This is a genomic window from Amycolatopsis jejuensis (genome assembly GCF_000717335.1).
Taxonomy (GTDB): domain Bacteria; phylum Actinomycetota; class Actinomycetes; order Mycobacteriales; family Pseudonocardiaceae; genus Amycolatopsis; species Amycolatopsis jejuensis.
Genome location: NZ_JNYZ01000004.1, coordinates 1 through 19,249, shown reverse-complemented (window position 1 = coordinate 19,249; position 19,249 = coordinate 1). Strand labels below are relative to the sequence as shown.

The following is a 19,249-nucleotide window of genomic DNA, read 5'->3' as shown; positions in this document are numbered from 1 at the left end:
ACCATCACGGAATCTGATTCCCTCATGGTTCCCTTCACGGACTTGCCTGGCGCCAAGCCGTGGTCACAATTCCTGCTTTGGGGCGCCCGCCAACCCGATCCGCCCCAATAGTGCCGCCAGTGAAATCGCACCGAATGAAGGCAACACGCAGTCGGCCTTCCCGAAATCCAACCCCACCGTAATCGGATTGGGCACCGCCACCGTCACAATCCCGGCCGCCTTGGCGGCACTCACCCCATGCGGAGAATCCTCGAACGCAATAGCCTCTCCGGCCCCCACTCTAAGCCTCCCCAATGCCGCCAAATACGTATCCGGCCGAGGCTTGGCGGCATGCCGATCCCCCGTCTCCACCGCCGAAAACCGCCCCCCGATCCCCAGCCGTTCGAGTTGCCCGAGCACCCACTCGCCAGACGAACTGGACGCGACCCCCAACGCCAGCCCCAGCTCGTCAGCCTCGTCGAGATACCCGAGCACCCCCGCCCGAGGCCCCTCCGCGGCAAGCAGCTCGTGCACCCGGGCCCGCATCACCGGCCGGACCACCTCCGGGTCCAGATCACCGACGTGCTCGGCAAGCAAGGCCAGCATCGTCGCCCCGGTATTCGAGGTGCCGATCACCGTGTGCCAGACGTCCAGCGGCAACTCCACCCCATACCCCGCGAACGTTTCCTGCCACGACCGCAGCACCGCGGCCTCGGTATCGGCAAGGGTGCCGTCGAAGTCGAAGATCAGCGCTCGCACAACCACCCCCGCAGCCTGCCTCATCGGCAGCAGACCGGTCAGCTCGCCCCGAAGAACTCCGCCAGCACCGGCGCGAGCGCGGCAGTCTTCACGAGATGCGTCTGACCGGCCAGCGTGCGGTACTCGGCCCCCGGCAGTTGACCGGCCGCCGCCGCAACGCCGTTCCGCATCCACTCCGGGCTCTTGCCGCCGTCGATGATCAACGTCGGCGCGCTGATCCCGGACCACCGATTGTCCGGCAGCGACTGGCCAGCCTGGTTGCCATCCATCACACGGGCGTCGTACGCGAGGGTATGCGCGACACGTTTCATCCGCGGCCACGCAGGCATCAGCCGCATCATCGCAACCATCAGCCCCGGCAGACCGACCCCCTCGGTCATGAACAGCTTGATCGCATCCCCGCGTTTCCCGCCAGCGACCGCAGCCTCAAGCCGAGTTTCGTAATCAGCAGGCACCCGCTTGCGCGTGCTGTCGACAACGAACGGCGGCTCGTACACCGCAACCCGCTTGGCCGGCACCCCGCGGTGCACGGCTTCGAGCACCAACGCGGCCCCGGACGAAATCCCGTAGAGCCCGACCTCGCCACCGGCTTCCTTCACCAGCGCGGCAATGTCCTCGACCTCCCGCTCCACGTCGTACGGCCCAGTGTCCCCACTCTCGCCCCGCCCGCGGCGGTCGAAGGTGTAGACGGTGAAGCGCTCGGAGAGTGCCTTGGCGAGATCGTCGTTGGGAGTCGAACCGCGGTAACAGAGGGCGCCGTCCACGAGGACCAGCGCCGGACCGGCCCCGACGCGCGAGTACGCGATGGAAGTGCCGTCGGCGGACGTGATGGTGGCCATGAGATGCCTCCTTCTCGGTGATGGTGAGAAGACTGTGGCATCCGATGGTTTGAGTTGTCAAGACAAAAAAATTTTTCGGTGTGCGCCTCGCCGGGCCGATCGATGTGGCTGGGCCGGGGGCCCGGGTGGCACACGCTGGCAGGACGGGTACGCGGTCGTTGCGAGGAGGACGAGGCAGGTCTCGCCGAGCGACGGGCTCGGCTGACCTCAACCGCATGGTGCAGGCGGTCGGGCAGCGCCGCCGGGACGACTGACCGGACCCCGCGAGGCTCGGTACCCCGGCCAACGCCCCAGGTCAGGAACTCCGGAGGGTCAGCAACCCGATCTCATTCGGCGCGAACACCCGGAACGGCGGCCCCCAGAAACCGGCGCCCCGGCTGTTGTACAGCTGGGTTTCGCCGTGCCGGGTGAGGCCGGACAGGGTGGGCTGGTCGAGGCGCACCAGCAGGTGGAACGGCCAGATCTGCCCGCCGTGCGTATGCCCCGAAATCTGCAGCGCGACCCCCGCCGCGCGGGCTTCGGTGACCTGTTTCGGTTGGTGGGCAAGGAGGACGACCGGTACCTCGGGGTCGGCGCCGTTCAGGGCGGCGGGCAGGTCGGGGCCGTGGCCGGGGAGGCCGGACGCGGCGCCGGTCGGGTCGTCGATGCCCGCGAAGAGGAGGCGGGCGCCGTCGCGTTCGAGGAGGGCCGAGCGGTTGTGCAGGGGGTCCCAGCCGAGGCCGGCCATGTGGTCGAGCCACGCCTGCGCCTCGCCGAAGTACTCGTGGTTGCCGGTGATGTAGAACCGGCCGAGCGGCGCCTCGACACTGCCCAGCGGGTCGACCTGCTTGCGCCGCTTGGCCACCGGCCCGTCGGCGAGGTCACCGGCGTGGCACACCACGTCCGGCTGCAGCCGGTTCAGCTCGGCGACCAGGCGTTCGGACCAGCGGGTGCGGTCGAGCGGGCCGTAGTGCGTGTCGGTGACCACCGCGACCCGCAGCCCGTCCAGCCCGGCACCCAGCCGCGGGATGACCACGTCGACGGCCTTCACCGGCGGGACCCGCATCGCGATCCGGTTCCCGCTGACCAGCAGCACTGCCGCCACGCCCACGGTGGCCGCGGCGACGATCCGCGGCCGGGCGGGATCGTCCACTCCGGACACCAGCAGGATCACCCGCAGCAGGTGCGTCAGCACGCTCCAGGAGAACAGCACCCAGACGGCACCCAGCGTGACGTCCCCGATCCGCGCGGCGGCGTCACTCTGCCGCGGCCCGTGCCCGAGGACCATCAGCACCGGGAATCCGAGCGCGGCCACCGCGAAGACCACCGTGCCCGCGACCGTGACACCGGTCGGCCACTCGGGCAGCAGCACCAGCACCGACCACGGTTCCCCGAACAACAGCAGCAACGCGGCGACCAGAAAGGCAGCCCGGCGAACTCCACGCATCACGGTTGCCTTCCCTTCGACCAGGTACTACCCAGAGTAGCCGGTTTCCGGGCGGAGGATCGCCGGTGCTTCAGGAAGCGCCGCGTCCCGCGTGCCAGCTCGTCACCGTTTCCTCCACGTCCAAAGTCCGCGCCCGCAACGGCGGTCCCTCCTGGGGAAGCGCGTGCGCACGAGTGATGCGCGCGTTCAGGTCTTCGACGATCTCCCGTACCCGCTGTTCCGAGTGCACCTTCGCCAGTTTCGCAGGCAGGTCCTGGATTTCCCGCGGCAAGGCGAGCGACGGCGGAAGGAACGCGGAGGTGTCCAGGTCGCCCTCACGGGCTCGGCGGAGTGCCCAGTCGGTGGCGGCGTCGCGGCCCGACGACGGTGGCAGGGGCTTTCCCGCGCCCGGCAGGTCTTCGAACTCGCCGCGTGCTTCGGCGGCGGCGACCTGCTGATCGACCCACGAGCCGAACGACACGCCGGGTGGTTTGCGGTGCGTCACTGCGGCCACCTCCCTCCCTGCCCAGCGTAACCGGCATTGCCCGCGCGCGGAGGGGCCGAAGGTCCCGAACCGGCAGGTACGATCCGTCGAGACGGAAACGGCCGGAGGAACGGGGACGCGATGACCGTCGAGCGCGAAGACGACGGTCGCGAGCCGGACGTCGCCCGCACGCTCGCGTTGCTGTGGCGCGAGCGCAGCGCCCCGACGCCGGCGCGCGGCAGGCGGCCCACGCTCACCGTCGAGCGGATCGTCGCCGCGGCCATCGCGGTCGCCGACGCCGACGGGCTCGCCGCCGCGTCCATGCACCGCGTCGCCAAGGAACTCGGCGCGGGCACGATGACGCTGTACACCTACGTGCCTGGCAAGACCGAGCTGCTCGACCTCATGGTCGACGACGTCCTGCGCGAACGGCAGCTGCCCGGCCCCCACGACGCGCGCCCGGGTGATTGGCGTGCGCAGGTCAAGGTGTACGCCGATCGCACCCGTGACATCTACCGCCGTCATCCGTGGCTGCGCGAGACGTCGCGGGCCCGGCCCGCGCTCGGGCCCGGTCAGCTCGCCGGGCAGGAGTATCTGCTGTCCATTATGGACAGTCTCGGCCTACCCGCCCGCGAGGTCGCCGCCGCGGCCAACTGCGTTGCCGGATATGTGGCCGCGAATGCCGCGGTCGAGGCGGAAAGCGTTTACCTCGAACGCACTACCGGACAGTCCAACGACAGTTGGTGGGGTCAGCGGTCGTCGTTCTGGGACACGTATTTCGACGTCGAATCCCATCCCGCGATGAACCGGACCTGGCTGGACGGCGGTTTCGACCGGCCTACCGCGGAACAGGCGTCGGACGCGTCGGAATTCGGCCTCGACCGTCTTCTCGACGGCATTGCCGACCGCGTCAGCCGGCTCCGCGGGAAAGCGCCCGGGCAATGACATTGCGTTGCACCTCGCTGGTTCCTTCGCCGATTTCGAGGATCTTGGCGTCGGCGTAGAACCGCGAGATCGTCGATTCGCGCACGAATCCGTACCCGCCGTGGATCTGCAAGCTTTCGCTCGCCGCCCGATTGGCCACCTCCGACGCATACAGTTTCGCCATCGCTGCCGCCGTACTGAACGGCCGCCCTTGATCGCCCAGCCAGGCCGCGTGATACACGAGCCAGCGCGCGGCCGCGATTTCGGTCGCCATGTCCGCCAGTTTGTGTCCCACCGCTTGAAAACGATGCAGCGGACGGCCGAATTGCTCACGTTCCCCGGAGTGCTGCACCGCGAGGTCCAATGCCTTCTGGGCCAGCGACAACGACAATGCGGCAACGCTGATCCGCCCGCCGTCCAGCACTTCCAGGAATTGCCGCAGCCCGTTTCCTTCCTCGCCGATGAGATGGTCGTCGGACAGCCAGCAGCCGGTGAAGACCAATTCGCGCGTGTCCAATGAGTGCCAGCCGAGTTTCCGCAGTGGCTGGCCTTTGGCGTAACCGGGAGTGCCTTCCGGGACGAAGAACGTACCGAATCGTTTGCTGCCGCCGGAATTCTCGCCGGTCACCGCGAGTACGGTGACGCCGAGGCTCATTTCGGTACCTGCATTGCTGATGAACATCTTGGTACCGTCGAGCAGCCAGCCGCCGTCCGCGCGCCGGGCTCGCGTGCGGATTCCGGCAGCGTCCGAGCCCGCTGTCGGTTCCGTGAGGCCGAACGCGCCGATGGCTTCGCCGGTCGCAAGTGGACGGAGCCAGCGGTCTTTTTGTTCATGGGTACCGAAAGTGGCCAGCGGTAGCGTGGCAATGGTCGAGTGCGCATTCCACGCCGACGCCACGGACTGGTCCGCTGCCCCCAATTCCTCCATTGCGGCCACATAGGACACGAACCCGGCGTCGGCGCCACCGTAATCCTCCGGGACCAGCATGCCCATCAACCCGAGCTTGCCGAGATGGCGGAATACGTCGGCGGGGAAATGACAGCGTTCGGACCATTCGGCCGCGTACGGCGCAATCTCCTTCGCCGCGAAATCCCGGCAGAGCTGTTTCAGCGCAAGGGTTTCCTCGGGCAGGTCGAAATCCATCAGCGCTCCTTCGGGGTCAGGAGGATCTTGAGGTGCCGGCCGCGGTCGGCGGCCAGTTCGGCGAAGGCGTCGGGTCCGGCCGACAGTGGACGGATGCCGGTCAGCAGCGGCGACGGGTCGAGCCGTGCGGTGGCGATGAGGTCGAGCACCCGCGGGATGTCGAAGTTGTAGCCGAGCGAACCGGCCACCGTCCGCTCGAACGGGACGATCTGCGTGATCGGCAGGCTCGCGCTCGCGCCGCTGATCCCGCACAGCACTACCCGGCCGCCGCGCCGCACCGTGCGGACCGCCAGTTCCACCAGCTCAGGGCGCCCGGTCGCCTCCACCACCACGTCCGGTCCGACGCGCCCGGTGCGCAGGAAAACCTCGCGCCGCACGTCGGTGACCGCCGGGTCGTACACCTCGGTCGCGCCGATTTCCGCGGCCGTCCGCGCGCGGCCGGGTACCGGCTCGCTCACGTAGATCCCGGCCGCACCGGCGAGTTTCGCCGACAGCAACGCGGCCACGCCGATCGGACCGGCACCCAGCAGCAGGACGTGGTCACCCGGATGGACGTCGGCGCGGCGGATCGCGTGCAGGCCCACCGCGAGCGGCTCGGCGAGCGCGGCCATCTCGTCGGACACGCCGTCCGGGATCGGCACCAGACCCTCGGCCGGCACCGTGACGTGCGAGGCGAACGCGCCGTCCGCGGCCAGGCCGAGCGAACCGCCCTTCGCGCAGATGTGGTACTCGCCGCGGGTGCACCAGCGGCACTCGCCGCAGCGCAGGCACGGGTCCACCGCGACCCGGGTACCCACGGCGACGCCCGGCACCGGCGACCCGAGCGCGGTGACCGTGCCGCTGAACTCATGGCCGAGCGTGACGGGTGGGGTCACGCCGGTCAACGGATGGGGCGCGGTGCGGATGAGGTTCGGGCCGTGCGTGTACTCGTGCAGGTCGGTGCCGCAGATCCCGCAGCAGGACACCGCAACCACCGCCTGACCTGGTCCCGGGGCGGCCGGCTCCGGGATCTCGTCGAGGCTCAGCTGCCCTTGCGCGTGCCAGCGGAGCGCGTGCACGCCGACCACCTCCGAACGGGAGTTGTTTTTTCGAACAGTCGGTACAAGAATCGTGGTTCCCGGCGCGATGTCAAGGGGCCGGGCGGAAAACCCGTGAACGGCAACGGCAGGAGCGTGATGACTTCCACCCGGGTGAGCGACATGGCGGCGCTCGCGGCGATGTACCGGCGGATGCGGCTGATCCGGCAGTTCGAGGACCGCGCGGCGCGGCTGTACCGCAACAACGAGATCCCCGGCTTCCTTCATCTTTCGATCGGGCAGGAGGCCACGGCGGTGGGTGCGTGCCACCCGCTCGGTGACCACGACGTGGTCACGTCCACCCATCGCGGGCACGGGCATTGCATTGCCAAAGGCCTCGACGTCACCGGGATGTTCGCCGAGCTGATGGGCCGCGAGACGGGTACCTGCCGTGGTCGCGGCGGGTCCATGCACATCGCCGACCCGCGGCGCGGCGTGTTCGGAGCGAACGGGATCGTGGCGGCCGGGCTGCCGATTGCGGTGGGCGCGGGTACGGCGGCGCAGCTGCGCGGCGACGGCGGCGTGGTGCTCGCGTTCTTCGGCGACGGCGCGGTGGCCCAGGGCATGTTCCACGAGGCGGCGAACCTCGCGTCAGTGTGGCGGCTGCCGGTGATCTTCTTCTGTGAGAACAACAAATACGCCGAGTTCTCGCCGATCGCCACCCAGACGCGCGCGTCGCTGGCCGACCGCGCGCCGGGTTACGCGATGGACTACCACAAGGTCGACGGCAACGACGTCGAAGCGGTCGCGGGTGTGGTCGGCGACCTCGTGCGGGATCTGCGCGCGGGCGGCGGCCCGGTGCTGGTGGAGGCGGAAACCTACCGCTGGCACGGGCATTACGAGGGCGACCCGGAGCGGTACCGCGATCCGGCGGAGCTCGCCGAGTGGAAAGCGCGCGACCCGCTGGTCGCCACGGCGCAACGGCTGCGTGACCAGGGCATCGACGTCGAGGAGATCGACGCTTCGGTGGCCGCCGAGATCGCCGAGGCGGTCGACCAGGCGCGGGCAGCGCCGGAACCGTCGCCGGACACGCTGCACCATTTCGTGGGCGTCCCGCGCGAGCCGGCGCCGGAACCACCGGAAGCGACCGGCGAGGTGTTCCGGACCATGGACGCCGTCCGCAATGCCCTGGACCACGAGCTGACCAGCGACGATGCGGTGTTCCTGGCGGGTATCGACGTCGGCGAGGGCGGCAACGTCTTCGGCCTCACGCGCGGGCTCGCCGCGAAGTTCCCCGGCCGCGTACGCGACACGCCGATCTCGGAGAGCGCGATCATGGGCGCCGGGGTGGGCGCGGCGATGGCCGGGATGCGGCCGGTCGTGGAGCTGATGTACTTCGATTTCGTGGGTGTCTGCCTTGATCAGCTCATGAATCAGGCGGCGAAGCTGCGGTTCATGACGGGTGGCGGGGTGAGCCTGCCGCTGGTGGTACGCACGCAGTTCGGCGCGGGGAAGTCGTCGGGCAGCCAGCATTCGCAGAGCCTGGAGGCGCTGCTGGCGCACATCCCGGGCCTCACGGTGGTGATGCCGTCGACGCCCGCGGACACCTACGGCCTGCTGCGCGCCGCCATCCGCGACCCGAATCCGGTGGTGTTCATCGAAAATCGGTTGCTGTACGGGCGGAAGGGCCCGCAACCGCCACCGGAACACCTGGTACCGCTGGGAAAGGCAGCGATCCGCCGCGCCGGGACGGACGTCACGCTGGTGTCGTACTCGAAGCTGGTACACGACTGCGCCGACGTCGCTGAGCAGCTGGCGGCGGAGGGGATCAGCGTGGAGGTGATCGACCTGCGCACGATCGCCCCGCTGGACACCGAGACGGTGCTGCGCTCACTGGCGAAAACGGGCCGTCTGGTGGTGGCCCACCAGGCAGTCGGCGCATTCGGCGTGGGCGCGGAACTGGCAGCGGTGGCGGCGCGGGAGGGTTTCTGGACCCTGGATGCGCCGGTGCTGCGCGTGGGTGCGGAAAGTACTCCGGCACCGTATGCGCCGTCGCTGGAACGGGTGTGGTTGCCGTCTCAGGAGCGCATTGCGGCGGCGGTCCGGGAGGCGATGGGCTGAATAGACCGCCTGGTCACGCCGGAGTAGCTGCCCGGAATTTCGCCACCCGTTCCTCCAGATCCGCCACGTCGTACCCCGGGCTGCAGAAGCCCGAGATCAGCGTCGCGCAGTACTCGCGGGACAGGAACGCCGCGTCCCACGGGCCGTCTGCGCGCGCCCACTGGTACGTGTGGTTGTGCAGGTTCAGGAACTGCAGCATCGCCAGCCGCGGGTCCAGCGTGCGGAACGCGCCCGACTCCATCGCCGCCACCAGCAGGTCCAGCACGATCCGCTCGAACTCCCGCCGCTGGCGCAGCAGCCGGGCCCGGTTGGCGCCGCGCAGGTGGCGGTAGTCGTGCTCGTACACCCAGATGTGGTCGAGCCGTTCGAGGATGTTGTCGAGCAGGGTTTCCGACAGCAGCCGCAGCCGCAGTACCGGTTCCTCGTCCAGCGCGGCGATCCGGCGGGCGGACTGCAGGAGCGGCCGCAACACCCGGTCCTGGATCTCGACCAGCAGGTTTTCCTTCGACCCGATGTAGTAGTACAGCGCACCCTTCGCGAGCCCCGCGACCTGGCCGATCTCGGCGATCCCGGTGGCGGCGTAGCCCTGTTTGGCGAACAAAGCCGCGGCCTGGTCGATGATCTCCTGGCGTTTGACCTCGTAGCCGGGTCCGTGTCCCGGTGGTCTCGGCATTCTTCCCCTCCCGGCAGTCGCCTCACTCTAAGCCGGACGTCCGAAGCGCGCCCTGCCCGGTCCGTCACGCAGGAACGACGCCATCCCCTCGGCGCGGTCGGCGGTGGCGAACAGCCCGGCGATCAGCGACCGTTCCAGCGCCAGCCCGGCTGCGATCGGGGCGTCGATCCCGTGGTCGACGGCCTCTTTCACGGCCTGGAGCGCGAACCGCGGCCCAGCCGCCAGGTCGCGCGCGTACTCCAGCGCGGCGGCGTACGGGTCGTCGGCGAGCCGGTCGACGAGACCGAGCGTAAGCGCCTCGTCGGCAGGTACCCGGCGGCCGGTCATCAGCAGCTCCTTGGTGCGGGACGGCCCGATCAGCCGCGCCATCCGCTGGGTACCACCCGAACCGGGGATGATGCCGAGCAGCACCTCGGGCTGGCCGAGCACCGCGTCCGGCGCCGCGATCCGATGGTCGGCGGTGAGCGCCAGCTCCATCCCGCCGCCCAGCGCGTACCCGGTGATCGCGGCGACCACCGGCATCGGCAATTCGGCGAACCGGGTGAATGTCTGCTGCAGTGCGCGGTTCCAGTTCGCGACCTCCTCGAAGCCGAAACCGGCCAGCTGCTTGATGTCCGCACCGGCGGCGAAACAGCGGGGTCCGCCGTACAGCACCACCGCGTGCACGTCGGCGGAATCCGCCAGCCGGGCGGCGGTTTCGGCCAGCGCACGGCGCATTTCCGTGTCGAAGGCATTCAGCGGGGGATGGGTCAGCGTCACCGTGGCGACGTGGCCGGAGGTCTCGACGTGGACTCGTTCTGTCATCGCGGTGGCTCCCTCACCTCACCCGGTCCGGGCTTGTCAGGCCGCTGCCGGAGTCCTACAGTGCTTCCCATCACGGTTTCTTAGACCGATTGGTACACGAAACTCGGCCTCGGCACAACACACCGGAGTGATGGCCATGGATGCAGTCGGATCACCTGTCCCGCAAGGGCTTTCGGTCGATCGGGACGAGGTCACCGCGGACGAGCTGGCCGCCCTCGGCGTCGATCTCGCGCGGGACTTCCCCGGTTCCACCGCGGCGGACTTCCGCCGCTACCCGGTGCTTTCCGAAGGTGGCTGGTACACCGTCGTGAAGCACCTCGGCACGCTGAAATCGGTCCACCGCGAGCCGGGGCCGTTGCTCGGCCCGATCGTGCTCACCTCCGACGGCCTCGACGTCGGCTGACTCTCGAAGAAAGGCGGTAGTCCCATGATCGGAGTGGACGTCGGCGGCACGTTCACGGACGTCGTGGCGATCGAAGACGGGCAGATCAAAACCGTCAAGGTCGCCACGGACGTGCGCACCACCGAACGCGCGGTGCTGCGCGGCGCCGAGGAGGTCGGCGTGGCCGGCTCCGCGGTGTTCAACCACGCCAGCACGCACGGGCTCAACGCCATCATCACCCGGCGGCTGCCCAAGATCGCGTTCCTCACCACGCTCGGGCACCGCGACATCCTCGACGTCGGACGCACCTGGCGGCCGGTCGAGGGCCTCACGAACCCGGCGTGGCGGCGCTCGTACGGCGACGCCAACCGGCCACTCGTCCCGCGGTACCTGCGGCGCGGCATCCGCGAACGGCTCACCGCCGACGGCGGCGTGCTGATCCAGCTCGACGAGGACCACGCGCGCGAGGAGCTGCGGATCCTGCGCGGCTGCGGGGTCGAGGGCGTGGCGATCTGCCTGCTCAACGCGTATGTCAACGACCATCACGAGGAGCGGCTGCGGCAGCTCGCGCACGAGGAGCTCGGCGACGTGCCGGTGTCGATCTCGAGCGAGGTTTCGCCGCTGGCCAAGGAATTCGCCCGCGCGTCCACCACGGTCATCGACGTGTTCATGCGGCTCACCTACGACGCGTACACCCGCCGTCTCGACGACGGCCTGCGCGAGCTGGGCTTCGCGGGTGACCTGAATTTCGCCGACTGCGCGGCCCAGCTGGTGCGTTCGGACGTCGCGATGGAACACCCGTTCCGCATCGTGTTCGCCGGTCCGGCGGCCGGAACCGTGTCCAGCGCGCATTTCGGGGGCCTGATCGGTGCCGGGAACCTGCTGTGCGCGGACGTCGGCGGCACGTCGTGCGACATCAGCATGGTCACCGACGGCAAGCCGTTCGTGAACACCACGTTCGAGCTGGAGCACGACCTCATCGTGAACGCACTGTCCAATGAGGTCTCCAGCATCGGCGCGGGCGGCGGCAGCCTCATCACGATCAGCCCGGCGGGCGAGCTGAAGGTGGGTCCGGGCAGCGCGGGCGCCGACCCCGGCCCGGCCTGCTACGGCCTCGGCGGCACCCAGCCGACCACCACCGACACGTGCCTGCTGATGGGCGTCATCGACCCGGACGGGTTCGCCGGCGGCCGGATGAAGCTCGACCCGGACCTGTCGCGGCAGGCGTTCGACGCGCTCGATTCCAAGCTGTCGTTCGACCAGCGGGTGAGCTACGCGTTCAACATCGGCATCAACAACATTGCCGAAGGCGTGGTCAACATCGCCATCCAGCACGGCGTCGACCCGCGGGACTACAGCCTGGTCGCATACGGTGCAGCCGGGCCGATGCTGCTGCCTGCGGTGCTGGACCTGGTGCACGCGGCCGAGGTGATCGTGCCGCCGCATCCGGGCCTGTTCTCCGCGCTCGGCCTGGTCAGCTCGGATCTGGTGTATGCCGACAGCCGCAGTGCGTACACGCTGCTCACCGCCGAGGCGGCCGAGCAGATCGACAAGGTGTATCACTCGATGGAGGAACGGCTGCGCGAAAGGCTGCAGGAGAAGGACCGCGACAACGTCACGTTCGTCCGCAGCTTCGACGGGCGGCTTGCCGGGCAGACCTGGGAAACGCCGTTCATCGGGGTGCCCGACGGCGAGATCGACGCGGACGCGGTGGCGCAGATGGTCGCCAACTTCCATGAGGCGTACGCGGAACGGTCCGGGAACAAGTTCGAAGCGTTGCCGGTGCAGGGGGTCACGTATCGCGTGCAGGCGGTGGCTCAGGCGGACAAGGTCGAATATCCGCAATTGCCTGCGCGGACCGCGGGCTCGTCGCTCGAACCGACGCGCACGCTGCAGATCCGGTACCTCACCGATGACGTGCTCGAGGCCGGGGAGTACCAGCGTGCCGACCTGCGCGCGGGTGACCAGGTTCCGGGTCCGGCGGTGATCCGGGAACCGCTGTCCACCACGTTCCTTGTCCCGGGTCAGGTGGCGACCGTCGGGACCTATGGCGAGCTGCGGATCCGGAAGGCGGGAAACCGATGACTTCACTGAAGGACCTCGACGACGCCCAGTTCGAGGAACGGTACGGCGCGGACCGGTTCACCGCGTCGGTGCTGTCGAGCCGGATGCGGTACATCGTGCAGCACATGTGTACCGGGCTGCTGAACAATGCGTTTTCGCTGATCCTGCGGGACTGGTACGACTTCGCCGCGACGATTTCCGGTCCGCCGGAACAGAATTACCCGATGTCGTCGGTGAGCAACAGTCTCGCAATGTTCCTCGGGACCATGTCCGAGGCGGTGCGCAATACCGTCGAGGAATACGGCCCGGAGAATCTGCGGCCCGGTGATGTGGTGATCTGCAATGACCCGTACCGCGCGGGAAACCACGTCAACGACATCTGCTTCATCCGGCCGGTTTTCCACGACGGCAAGCTGATCTCGTTCGTCACGTTGCGCGCACACCAGCTCGACATGGGTGGGGTGGTGCCCGCCGGATTCAGCGGTACCAAGCGGAATGTGTACGAAAACGGCTTGGTGATTGCGCCGATGCTGCTGTACCGGGACAACAAGCCGGTGCGGTCGGCGTTCAATCTGATCTTCGACAACGCGCGGTTCTGTGCCCTGCTGCTGCCGGACATCAAGACGATCTACCAGAACCTGCTGCTGGGTGAGCAGTTGATCATGGAAAGCGTGCAGCGGTACGGCGTGGACGCGTATCTGGGCGCGATCCGGTATTCCACGGACGTGTCGGCGGAATCGATGCGCAGCGCGCTCGCCGAGCTGCCGGACGGCGTTTATGAGGCAGCGGAAGGCATTGACTGCGACGGGGTCGACGATTCGGTCGAGTATCGGATCCGGTTGAAGATCACGAAGGCCGAAGACCGGATGGAGCTCGACTTCAGTGGTACTTCACCGCAGGCTCGGACCAGTATCAATGCGGGGATTCTCGATACCAAGACCGCGGTCGGGGTGGCGTTGAAGTTCCTGATCGACCCGGCGACGCCGTTCACGTCGGGGGCGTATCGGCCGATCGATATCGTCCTTCCGGCGGGTACCTTCATCAGCGCGACTCCACCGGATGGCGCGGTGTTCCTGTATTGGGAAAGTACCGGTCCGGTGTTGCTGGCGGTATTCCGGGCACTGGAGAAAGCGTTGGGACGCAAGGCTGTCGGCGGGGATTACGGGTCGCTGAACATCCACAATGCCAACGGAGTATTGGCCGACGGGACCCCATGGGTCACCACTGCGCAATGCGGCGGTGAGCACGGTCCTTGGGGTGCCACGGAAGCCGGTGACGCAGATAGCTATTCCGTGGTGTATCAGGCGAACAACCTGGACCCGGCGACGGAGGCGATCGAATCCGAGCTACCGGCTGTGGTATTGCGCAAGGAATATGCGCCGGACAGCGCGGGTGCGGGTACGAACCGCGGTGGTGCCGCAGTCCTGAAGGACACGCTGTATCTCACTGAAGCGGAGCATTGGTCGAGCCCGTTGCACACCAAAACCGCCAGTGGGGTCGGCGTGTACGGCGGACATTCCGGCGCGCTCGGCGCAACGTGGGTGTTCCATTCCGACTACAAGAATGTGCCGCGCGACAAGGATCTCATCAGCACTGACGCGAGTGTGTACGCCGGAGCGACGCCGGTGGCCGGAATGCTCGACCCGGCGGCGAAAACCGTCGACCCGGATGGCGAGTATTTCTACTTCGCCAGCACGCCGGTGTGGCACACCAAGCCGAATGCGGTCTTCCGTTACCTCACGAATGGTGGCGGTGGCTGGGGTTCGCCGCTGGAGCGTTCGCCGGAACGGGTGTGCCGGGATGTGCGGGATGAATACGTGACGATCGACGGTGCGTACCGCGATTACGGTGTGGTGATCACCGGGGATCCGCACGGCGATCCGGAAAACCTGGTGATCGACTACGAAGCCACCACGAAGCGCCGAGCCGAGCTGGCCGCGCAGTAGGGAGGAAAACTGTGTCGCAGAACGGGTCCGATGCCGAGCAGCTGAATACGCTGCGGGAACGGTTCATCGCCGAACGCGGGTACTGGAACACGTTTTGGGAAGGGCTGCTGAGCCTCGACCCGGAGTTCTTCGACGCGTACCTGAACTTCTCCGCGGTACCGTGGCGCAACGGCGTGCTGGAACCGAAGGTGAAGGAATTGATCTACACCGCGATCGACGCGTCCACCACGCATTTGTACGAACCCGGGCTGCGTCAGCACATTCGCAATGCGCTCGGGTACGGCGCCACGAAGGAGGAGATCATGGAGGTGCTGGAGCTCACGAGCGTGCTCGGGATCCACACCTGCACCCTCGGCGTCCCCGTACTGATGGAGGAACTGGCCGCGCACGAGCAGAAGACGGCGTGACGGCCGGGGTCCTCGACCCGCGCGGTCCGGCGTCGCTTCGGGGAGCCCGGGCGGTGGTGACCGGCGCCGCGCGGGGGATCGGCGCCCGGATCGCGGTGGAGTTGGCCCTGTCCGGCGCGCACGTCACGGCGCTGGACGCACGGGACCCGGCGGAGACGGTCGCGGAGATCACGGAGGCCGGTGGTACTGCCGCCGGCCTCTGGGTCGACGTCACCGATCGTGCCGCGGTTGCGGCTGCGATGGCGACGGCGGGTCCTCGGCTGGATGCTTTGGTTACGTGTGCGGCGATTTACGGTTCGACGGCTTCGCTGGCCTCGTTGCCGGAGTCCGAAGTGGACGATGTGCTGGGCGTGAACGTCAAGGGCACGTTGTGGTGTATCGACGGCGCGCTGCCGTTCCTGCGTGGGCACGATTCGCGCGTGGTGTGTATCGGGTCGGTGGCGGGCAAGGTCGGTGGGGTGCTGGCCGGGCCGCATTATGTGGCCAGCAAAGGTGCGGTGCACGCGATCGTGAAATGGCTGGCGAAAACCGAGGCAGCCAATGGCGTGCTGGCGAATGCGGTCGCGCCCGGTGTGGTGGATACGGAAATGGTGCGTGGCAAAGGGTATTCCGCCGACTACAATCCGCTCGGACGGCTGGCGCGGCCGGAGGAGATCGCGCGGGTGGCCGCGTTTCTGGCCTCGCCCGCGGCGAGTTACGTGACGGGTGCGGTGGTGGACGTCAACGGGGGCTACGCAATGGGCTGAGGCCCGGCGGAAGGAGTTCCACAGTGGACAATTCAGGATGTGCGGTGGTGACCGGCGCCGGGTCCGGCATCGGCCGGGCGTGCGCGCTGCGGCTCGCCGAGACCGGCCTGTCGATCGCTGCGCTCGACGCTGACGCTGCGGCGGCCGAGCGTACCGCGAAGGAGGTCGGCGGAGCTGCGTTCGCGGTGGATGTCACGGATGAGAACGCGGTCGCCTCGGCAGTTGCCGTTGCGGACAGTCTTTTCGGGTCACCTAAGGTACTTGTGAACGCGGCCGGAATCATCATCCGCAAGAAGCTGCTGGACTCCACTGTGGACGAATGGCGGCGGGTGGTGGACGTGAATCTCACGGGTTATTTCGTTTTGCTGAAGCAGGTGATCCCGCGGATGGCGGCGGGCGGCGGCGGGTCGATCGTGCAGATCGCGTCGATTGCCGGGCACACCGGGTACGGATTCTCTTCCTACACTGCGGCAAAAGGCGGAGTATTGGCGTTGACCCGGCAGCTGGCCGCGGAACTGGCCGTGGACGGGATCCGGATCAACTCGGTGAGCCCCGGAGTGGTCCACAGTGGATTGAACAGGGATACGCTGTCTCATGAGAACATCCGTTCGGCCACGGTGGCCAACACGCCGCTCGGCCGGATCGGCGAACCGGACGACATCGCCCGCGTCGTCGCATTCCTCGCCGGACCGGGGGCGGATTACGTGACCGGCACCGACCTGGTGGCCGACGGAGGAATGATCAGCACCATCCATTGGGGTGCAGCCGGGGGCGAGCTGCACAGTTTTCACGCGCAGGAGCGGTGAATGTCGAATTTCGCCACCATTCTCGACCACCACGCGGGCCGGGATCCCGATCGGGTCGTGCTCCGGCAAGGCTCTCTGACCAGGACCAATCGCTCGTTGCTCACCCGGGTCGACGCGCTCGCCGCGGGGCTGGAGTCACTCGGGGTCGGCCGCGGGGACGTGGTCGCGCTGCTGCTGTACAACCACCTCGAATTCCTCGAAGCGGTATTCGCGATCAACCGCGTGGGAGCGGCCTTCCTGCCGCTGAACTACCGGCTTTCACCCGAGGAATGGCGGTACATTCTCGATCATTCCGGTGCCGTCGGGCTGCTGACCGAAGCGGAGTTCCGCCCGGAAACCGACGGAATCGCTTTGCCTGCATTGAAACACCGGCTGCTGCTCGGTGGCACTGCTCCTGGCTGGACGGAATATGCCGACCTGCTCACCGCGCACCACGGTAGCTCGGTGGTCCCCACGGAAATGGCGCCGGACGATCTGCAACGGCTCATGTACACCTCCGGCACCACTTCGCGGCCGAAAGGCGTGCGGATCACTCACGGCAATGTGGCTTGGAAAAACCTGGGCCACATCGTCGAATTCGGGCTCACTGCCGCGGATACGACGTTGATCTGCGGCCCGCTGTACCACGTCGGCGGATTCGACCTGCCAGGCATCGGGACCCTGCATGCGGGCGGGGCGCTGACGATACTGCGAAAATTCGACGCGGCCCAGGTCGTCGACGTGATCGAACGCGAACGGCCGACGAATGTGTGGCTGGCGCCGTCGATGATGAATGCGGTGCTGCAACTGCCGGACATCGCAGACCGGGACACGTCGTCGATCCGGTTCATCATCGGTGGTGGTGAGAAAATGCCGGTACCGTTGGTGGAGAAGATCCGCCGGGCGTTTCCGAATGCGTGGTTCTCCGATGCTTATGGCTTGACGGAAACCGTTTCCGGAGACACGTTCAACGATGCCGGGCACATGCTGTCGAAGATCGGCTCGGTCGGGCGGCCGGTGGTGCATCTGGACGTCCGGATCGTCGACGAGTCGGGTGCGCCGGTACCCGCCGGTGCCTTGGGGGAAATCGCTTTGCGCGGGCCGAAAGTGAGTGCCGGGTATTGGCGTGACGAGGAAGCGACGGCTCGGGCCTTTCGGGATGGATGGTTCCACACCGGTGACGTCGGACGGCTTGACGAGGACGGCTATCTGTACGTCGAGGACCGTAAGAAGGACATGATTGTGTCCGGCGGGGAAAACATTGCGACGCCCGAGGTGGAGCGGGTGTTGTACGAGCATCCGGACGTCGTGGAAGCGGCGGTGGTGGGAATGGGACATCCGCGATGGGGTGAAGTCCCGCAAGCGTTTGTGGTTTTGCGCCCAGGGTGCTCTGCTGATCGGGATGCGCTGCTTGCGTTTTGCCGGGAACGATTGGCAAAGTTCAAAGTCCCCGCTGATTTGGTGTTCCTCCCCGAATTGCCGCGGACGCCGTCCGGAAAGGTACTGAAGCGGAGCCTGCGCGGATGAGTTTCGACCTGACCGGCCGGGTCGCGTGGGTCACCGGCGCAAGCAAAGGCCTAGGCCGCGCGATCGCAGTTGCGTTGGCGGACGCGGGCGCCACCGTCGCCGTGACGTCACGAACGCAAGCGGATTTGCATGGCGACATGGTCCTCCCCGGCTCAGTGGCCGACCCGGCGTTCGCCGACTCGGCAGTCGCACAGATCGTCGCGAAGTACGGACGTCTCGACGTCACCGTGACCGCAGCCGGCATCAGCCCGACATTCCACCGCACCGAACACGCCGACGACGCCACCTGGACACAAGTATTGGCCGTCAACCTTTCCGGTACCTACTACTGCGCCCGCGCCGCCGGACGGCAAATGCTGAAGCAGGGCAACGGTTCCATCATCACAGTTTCGTCCGTGCACGCGCGCTCGGGTTTCGACCGGATCGCCGCTTACGCCGCGAGCAAGGGCGGAGTGGAGGCGCTGAGCCGGGTATTGGCGGTGGAATGGGCCGACCGCGGGGTGCGGGTCAATGTGCTTGCGCCGGGCTACTTTCACACTGAACTTTCCGAAGGTTTGGTGCAGAGCAAGTGGTCTGAGCGAATCGTCGCGCGAATCCCCCAGCGCCGAGTGGCAACGCCGCCGGAATTGGGCGGTGCCGCGGTGTATCTGGCCTCGGACGCATCGGCTTACACGACGGGAAGCACTCTCACTGTTGACGGCGGGTGGACGGCTTAGAGTCCAGCTGTGCTGGGCTGTGCGAGCGATTGCGCGGCGATGATCTCGGCGGCGCACCGGGTGACCTGCTATCGCCGCCGCATTTCTCCGTCGCCGGGCCTGCTTCTATGCGTTACCTGAGCTCGCTACGTGCGCCCTGCTCTGCCGTGCCGTGTCCTGCCTTGCGCTGCCGTGCCGTGTCCTGCCGCGCCGCGCCGCGCCGTGCCCTGCCCTGCGCTGCCGCGCTTGTGCCCGGCCGTGCCCTGCCGTGCACGGCCCTGCCCTGCGCGGCTCACCGAACCCCAGTAGCTGGGCGGATTTGGCCGATGTAACGCCCCGCCTTCTGCGATGGGGAGCCGGATTCCTAGGCGATATCGCACTTTCGGCTCCGTACGGTGAGCTCGTGTTCTCGGGTGAGTGATCGAGGTAGACCGGTTCAGGTGATGCGACGTCGAACACGCGTTCGATACCTTGGTGGTGTGTCCCCGTCAACGACTCTCCCGGCCTGGCAGCTGTCCGACCGCGAGCTCACCGAACAAGTCCTGTCCA

The 19,249-nt window shown here is 67.7% G+C and carries 18 protein-coding genes; 10 read left to right on the top strand and 8 right to left on the bottom strand.

Annotation, left to right across the window (positions count from 1 at the left end):
* Positions 1-63: 63 nt before the first annotated feature.
* The 4 genes from OO71_RS04760 to OO71_RS04745 all read right to left on the bottom strand — a co-directional run bounded on the left by OO71_RS04760 (position 64) and on the right by OO71_RS04745 (position 3,487).
* Complete coding sequence (locus tag OO71_RS04760) at positions 64-744, bottom strand: HAD family hydrolase (RefSeq protein ID WP_156096177.1); 681 nt, start codon at positions 742-744, stop codon at positions 64-66.
* A 32-nt stretch (positions 745-776) separates the two neighbouring features.
* Entirely contained in the window at positions 777-1,577 is an 801-nt protein-coding gene (locus OO71_RS04755) for an alpha/beta fold hydrolase (RefSeq protein ID WP_033288414.1), read from the bottom strand.
* Positions 1,578-1,872: 295 nt separating this feature from the next.
* Positions 1,873-3,003 (bottom strand): metallophosphoesterase, encoded by a 1,131-nt coding sequence (locus tag OO71_RS04750; protein ID WP_084144713.1) that lies wholly within the window; start codon positions 3,001-3,003, stop codon positions 1,873-1,875.
* Between the two features lie 70 nt (positions 3,004-3,073).
* Positions 3,074-3,487 (bottom strand): DnaJ family domain-containing protein, encoded by a 414-nt coding sequence (locus tag OO71_RS04745; RefSeq protein WP_033288683.1) that lies wholly within the window; start codon positions 3,485-3,487, stop codon positions 3,074-3,076.
* A gap of 120 nt (positions 3,488-3,607) precedes the next feature.
* On the opposite strand from OO71_RS04745, the gene OO71_RS04740 reads away from it, so the two are divergent.
* Entirely contained in the window at positions 3,608-4,411 is an 804-nt protein-coding gene (locus OO71_RS04740) for a TetR/AcrR family transcriptional regulator (RefSeq protein ID WP_033288412.1), read from the top strand.
* Here OO71_RS04740 and OO71_RS04735 read toward each other — a convergent pair.
* Positions 4,377-5,534 (bottom strand): acyl-CoA dehydrogenase family protein, encoded by a 1,158-nt coding sequence (locus tag OO71_RS04735; protein WP_033288411.1) that lies wholly within the window; start codon positions 5,532-5,534, stop codon positions 4,377-4,379. The genes OO71_RS04740 and OO71_RS04735 overlap by 35 nt on opposite strands.
* Positions 5,534-6,592, bottom strand: coding sequence for an alcohol dehydrogenase catalytic domain-containing protein (locus OO71_RS04730; RefSeq protein WP_211260439.1), 1,059 nt, complete (start codon positions 6,590-6,592; stop codon positions 5,534-5,536). The genes OO71_RS04735 and OO71_RS04730 overlap by 1 nt, the downstream gene beginning before the upstream one ends.
* A gap of 117 nt (positions 6,593-6,709) precedes the next feature.
* Between OO71_RS04730 and OO71_RS04725 the strand changes: the two genes are divergently transcribed.
* Complete coding sequence (locus OO71_RS04725; protein WP_033288409.1) at positions 6,710-8,671, top strand: alpha-ketoacid dehydrogenase subunit alpha/beta; 1,962 nt, start codon at positions 6,710-6,712, stop codon at positions 8,669-8,671.
* Between the two features lie 13 nt (positions 8,672-8,684).
* Here OO71_RS04725 and OO71_RS04720 read toward each other — a convergent pair whose 3' ends face one another.
* Together OO71_RS04720 and OO71_RS04715 are read right to left on the bottom strand one after the other, a co-directional pair.
* A complete protein-coding gene (locus OO71_RS04720; protein WP_033288408.1) occupies positions 8,685-9,344 on the bottom strand; it encodes a TetR/AcrR family transcriptional regulator in 660 nt (219 codons plus the stop codon).
* A gap of 27 nt (positions 9,345-9,371) precedes the next feature.
* Positions 9,372-10,148 (bottom strand): enoyl-CoA hydratase/isomerase family protein, encoded by a 777-nt coding sequence (locus tag OO71_RS04715; RefSeq protein ID WP_033288407.1) that lies wholly within the window; start codon positions 10,146-10,148, stop codon positions 9,372-9,374.
* A gap of 136 nt (positions 10,149-10,284) precedes the next feature.
* Here OO71_RS04715 and OO71_RS04710 point away from each other — a divergent pair, with 136 nt between their 5' ends.
* Genes OO71_RS04710 through OO71_RS04675 form a run of 8 tightly spaced genes read left to right on the top strand, consistent with a single transcriptional unit; the run spans position 10,285 to position 18,721 of the window.
* Positions 10,285-10,551 carry a hypothetical protein gene (locus tag OO71_RS04710; RefSeq protein ID WP_051791019.1) on the top strand — a complete coding sequence of 89 codons (267 nt, stop codon included), beginning with the start codon at positions 10,285-10,287 and terminating at the stop codon, positions 10,549-10,551.
* 24 nt (positions 10,552-10,575) lie between these two features.
* Entirely contained in the window at positions 10,576-12,615 is a 2,040-nt protein-coding gene (locus tag OO71_RS04705) for a hydantoinase/oxoprolinase family protein (RefSeq protein WP_033288406.1), read from the top strand.
* Positions 12,612-14,540, top strand: a complete 1,929-nt coding sequence (locus OO71_RS04700; protein WP_033288405.1) for a hydantoinase B/oxoprolinase family protein — start codon at positions 12,612-12,614, stop codon at positions 14,538-14,540. The genes OO71_RS04705 and OO71_RS04700 overlap by 4 nt, the downstream gene beginning before the upstream one ends.
* 11 nt (positions 14,541-14,551) lie before the next feature.
* Positions 14,552-14,947 carry a carboxymuconolactone decarboxylase family protein gene (locus tag OO71_RS04695; protein ID WP_051791018.1) on the top strand — a complete coding sequence of 132 codons (396 nt, stop codon included), beginning with the start codon at positions 14,552-14,554 and terminating at the stop codon, positions 14,945-14,947.
* Positions 14,944-15,693, top strand: coding sequence for an SDR family NAD(P)-dependent oxidoreductase (locus tag OO71_RS04690; protein ID WP_033288404.1), 750 nt, complete (start codon positions 14,944-14,946; stop codon positions 15,691-15,693). Before OO71_RS04695 ends, OO71_RS04690 begins: the two co-directional genes overlap by 4 nt.
* Before the next feature lie 23 nt (positions 15,694-15,716).
* Positions 15,717-16,499: an SDR family NAD(P)-dependent oxidoreductase gene (locus OO71_RS04685; RefSeq protein WP_033288403.1), complete on the top strand. Its 783-nt coding sequence runs from the start codon at positions 15,717-15,719 to the stop codon at positions 16,497-16,499.
* Entirely contained in the window at positions 16,500-18,005 is a 1,506-nt protein-coding gene (locus OO71_RS04680) for an acyl-CoA synthetase (protein WP_033288402.1), read from the top strand.
* Positions 18,002-18,721, top strand: coding sequence for an SDR family NAD(P)-dependent oxidoreductase (locus OO71_RS04675; protein ID WP_033288401.1), 720 nt, complete (start codon positions 18,002-18,004; stop codon positions 18,719-18,721). The genes OO71_RS04680 and OO71_RS04675 overlap by 4 nt, the downstream gene beginning before the upstream one ends.
* Positions 18,722-19,249: the final 528 nt, after the last annotated feature.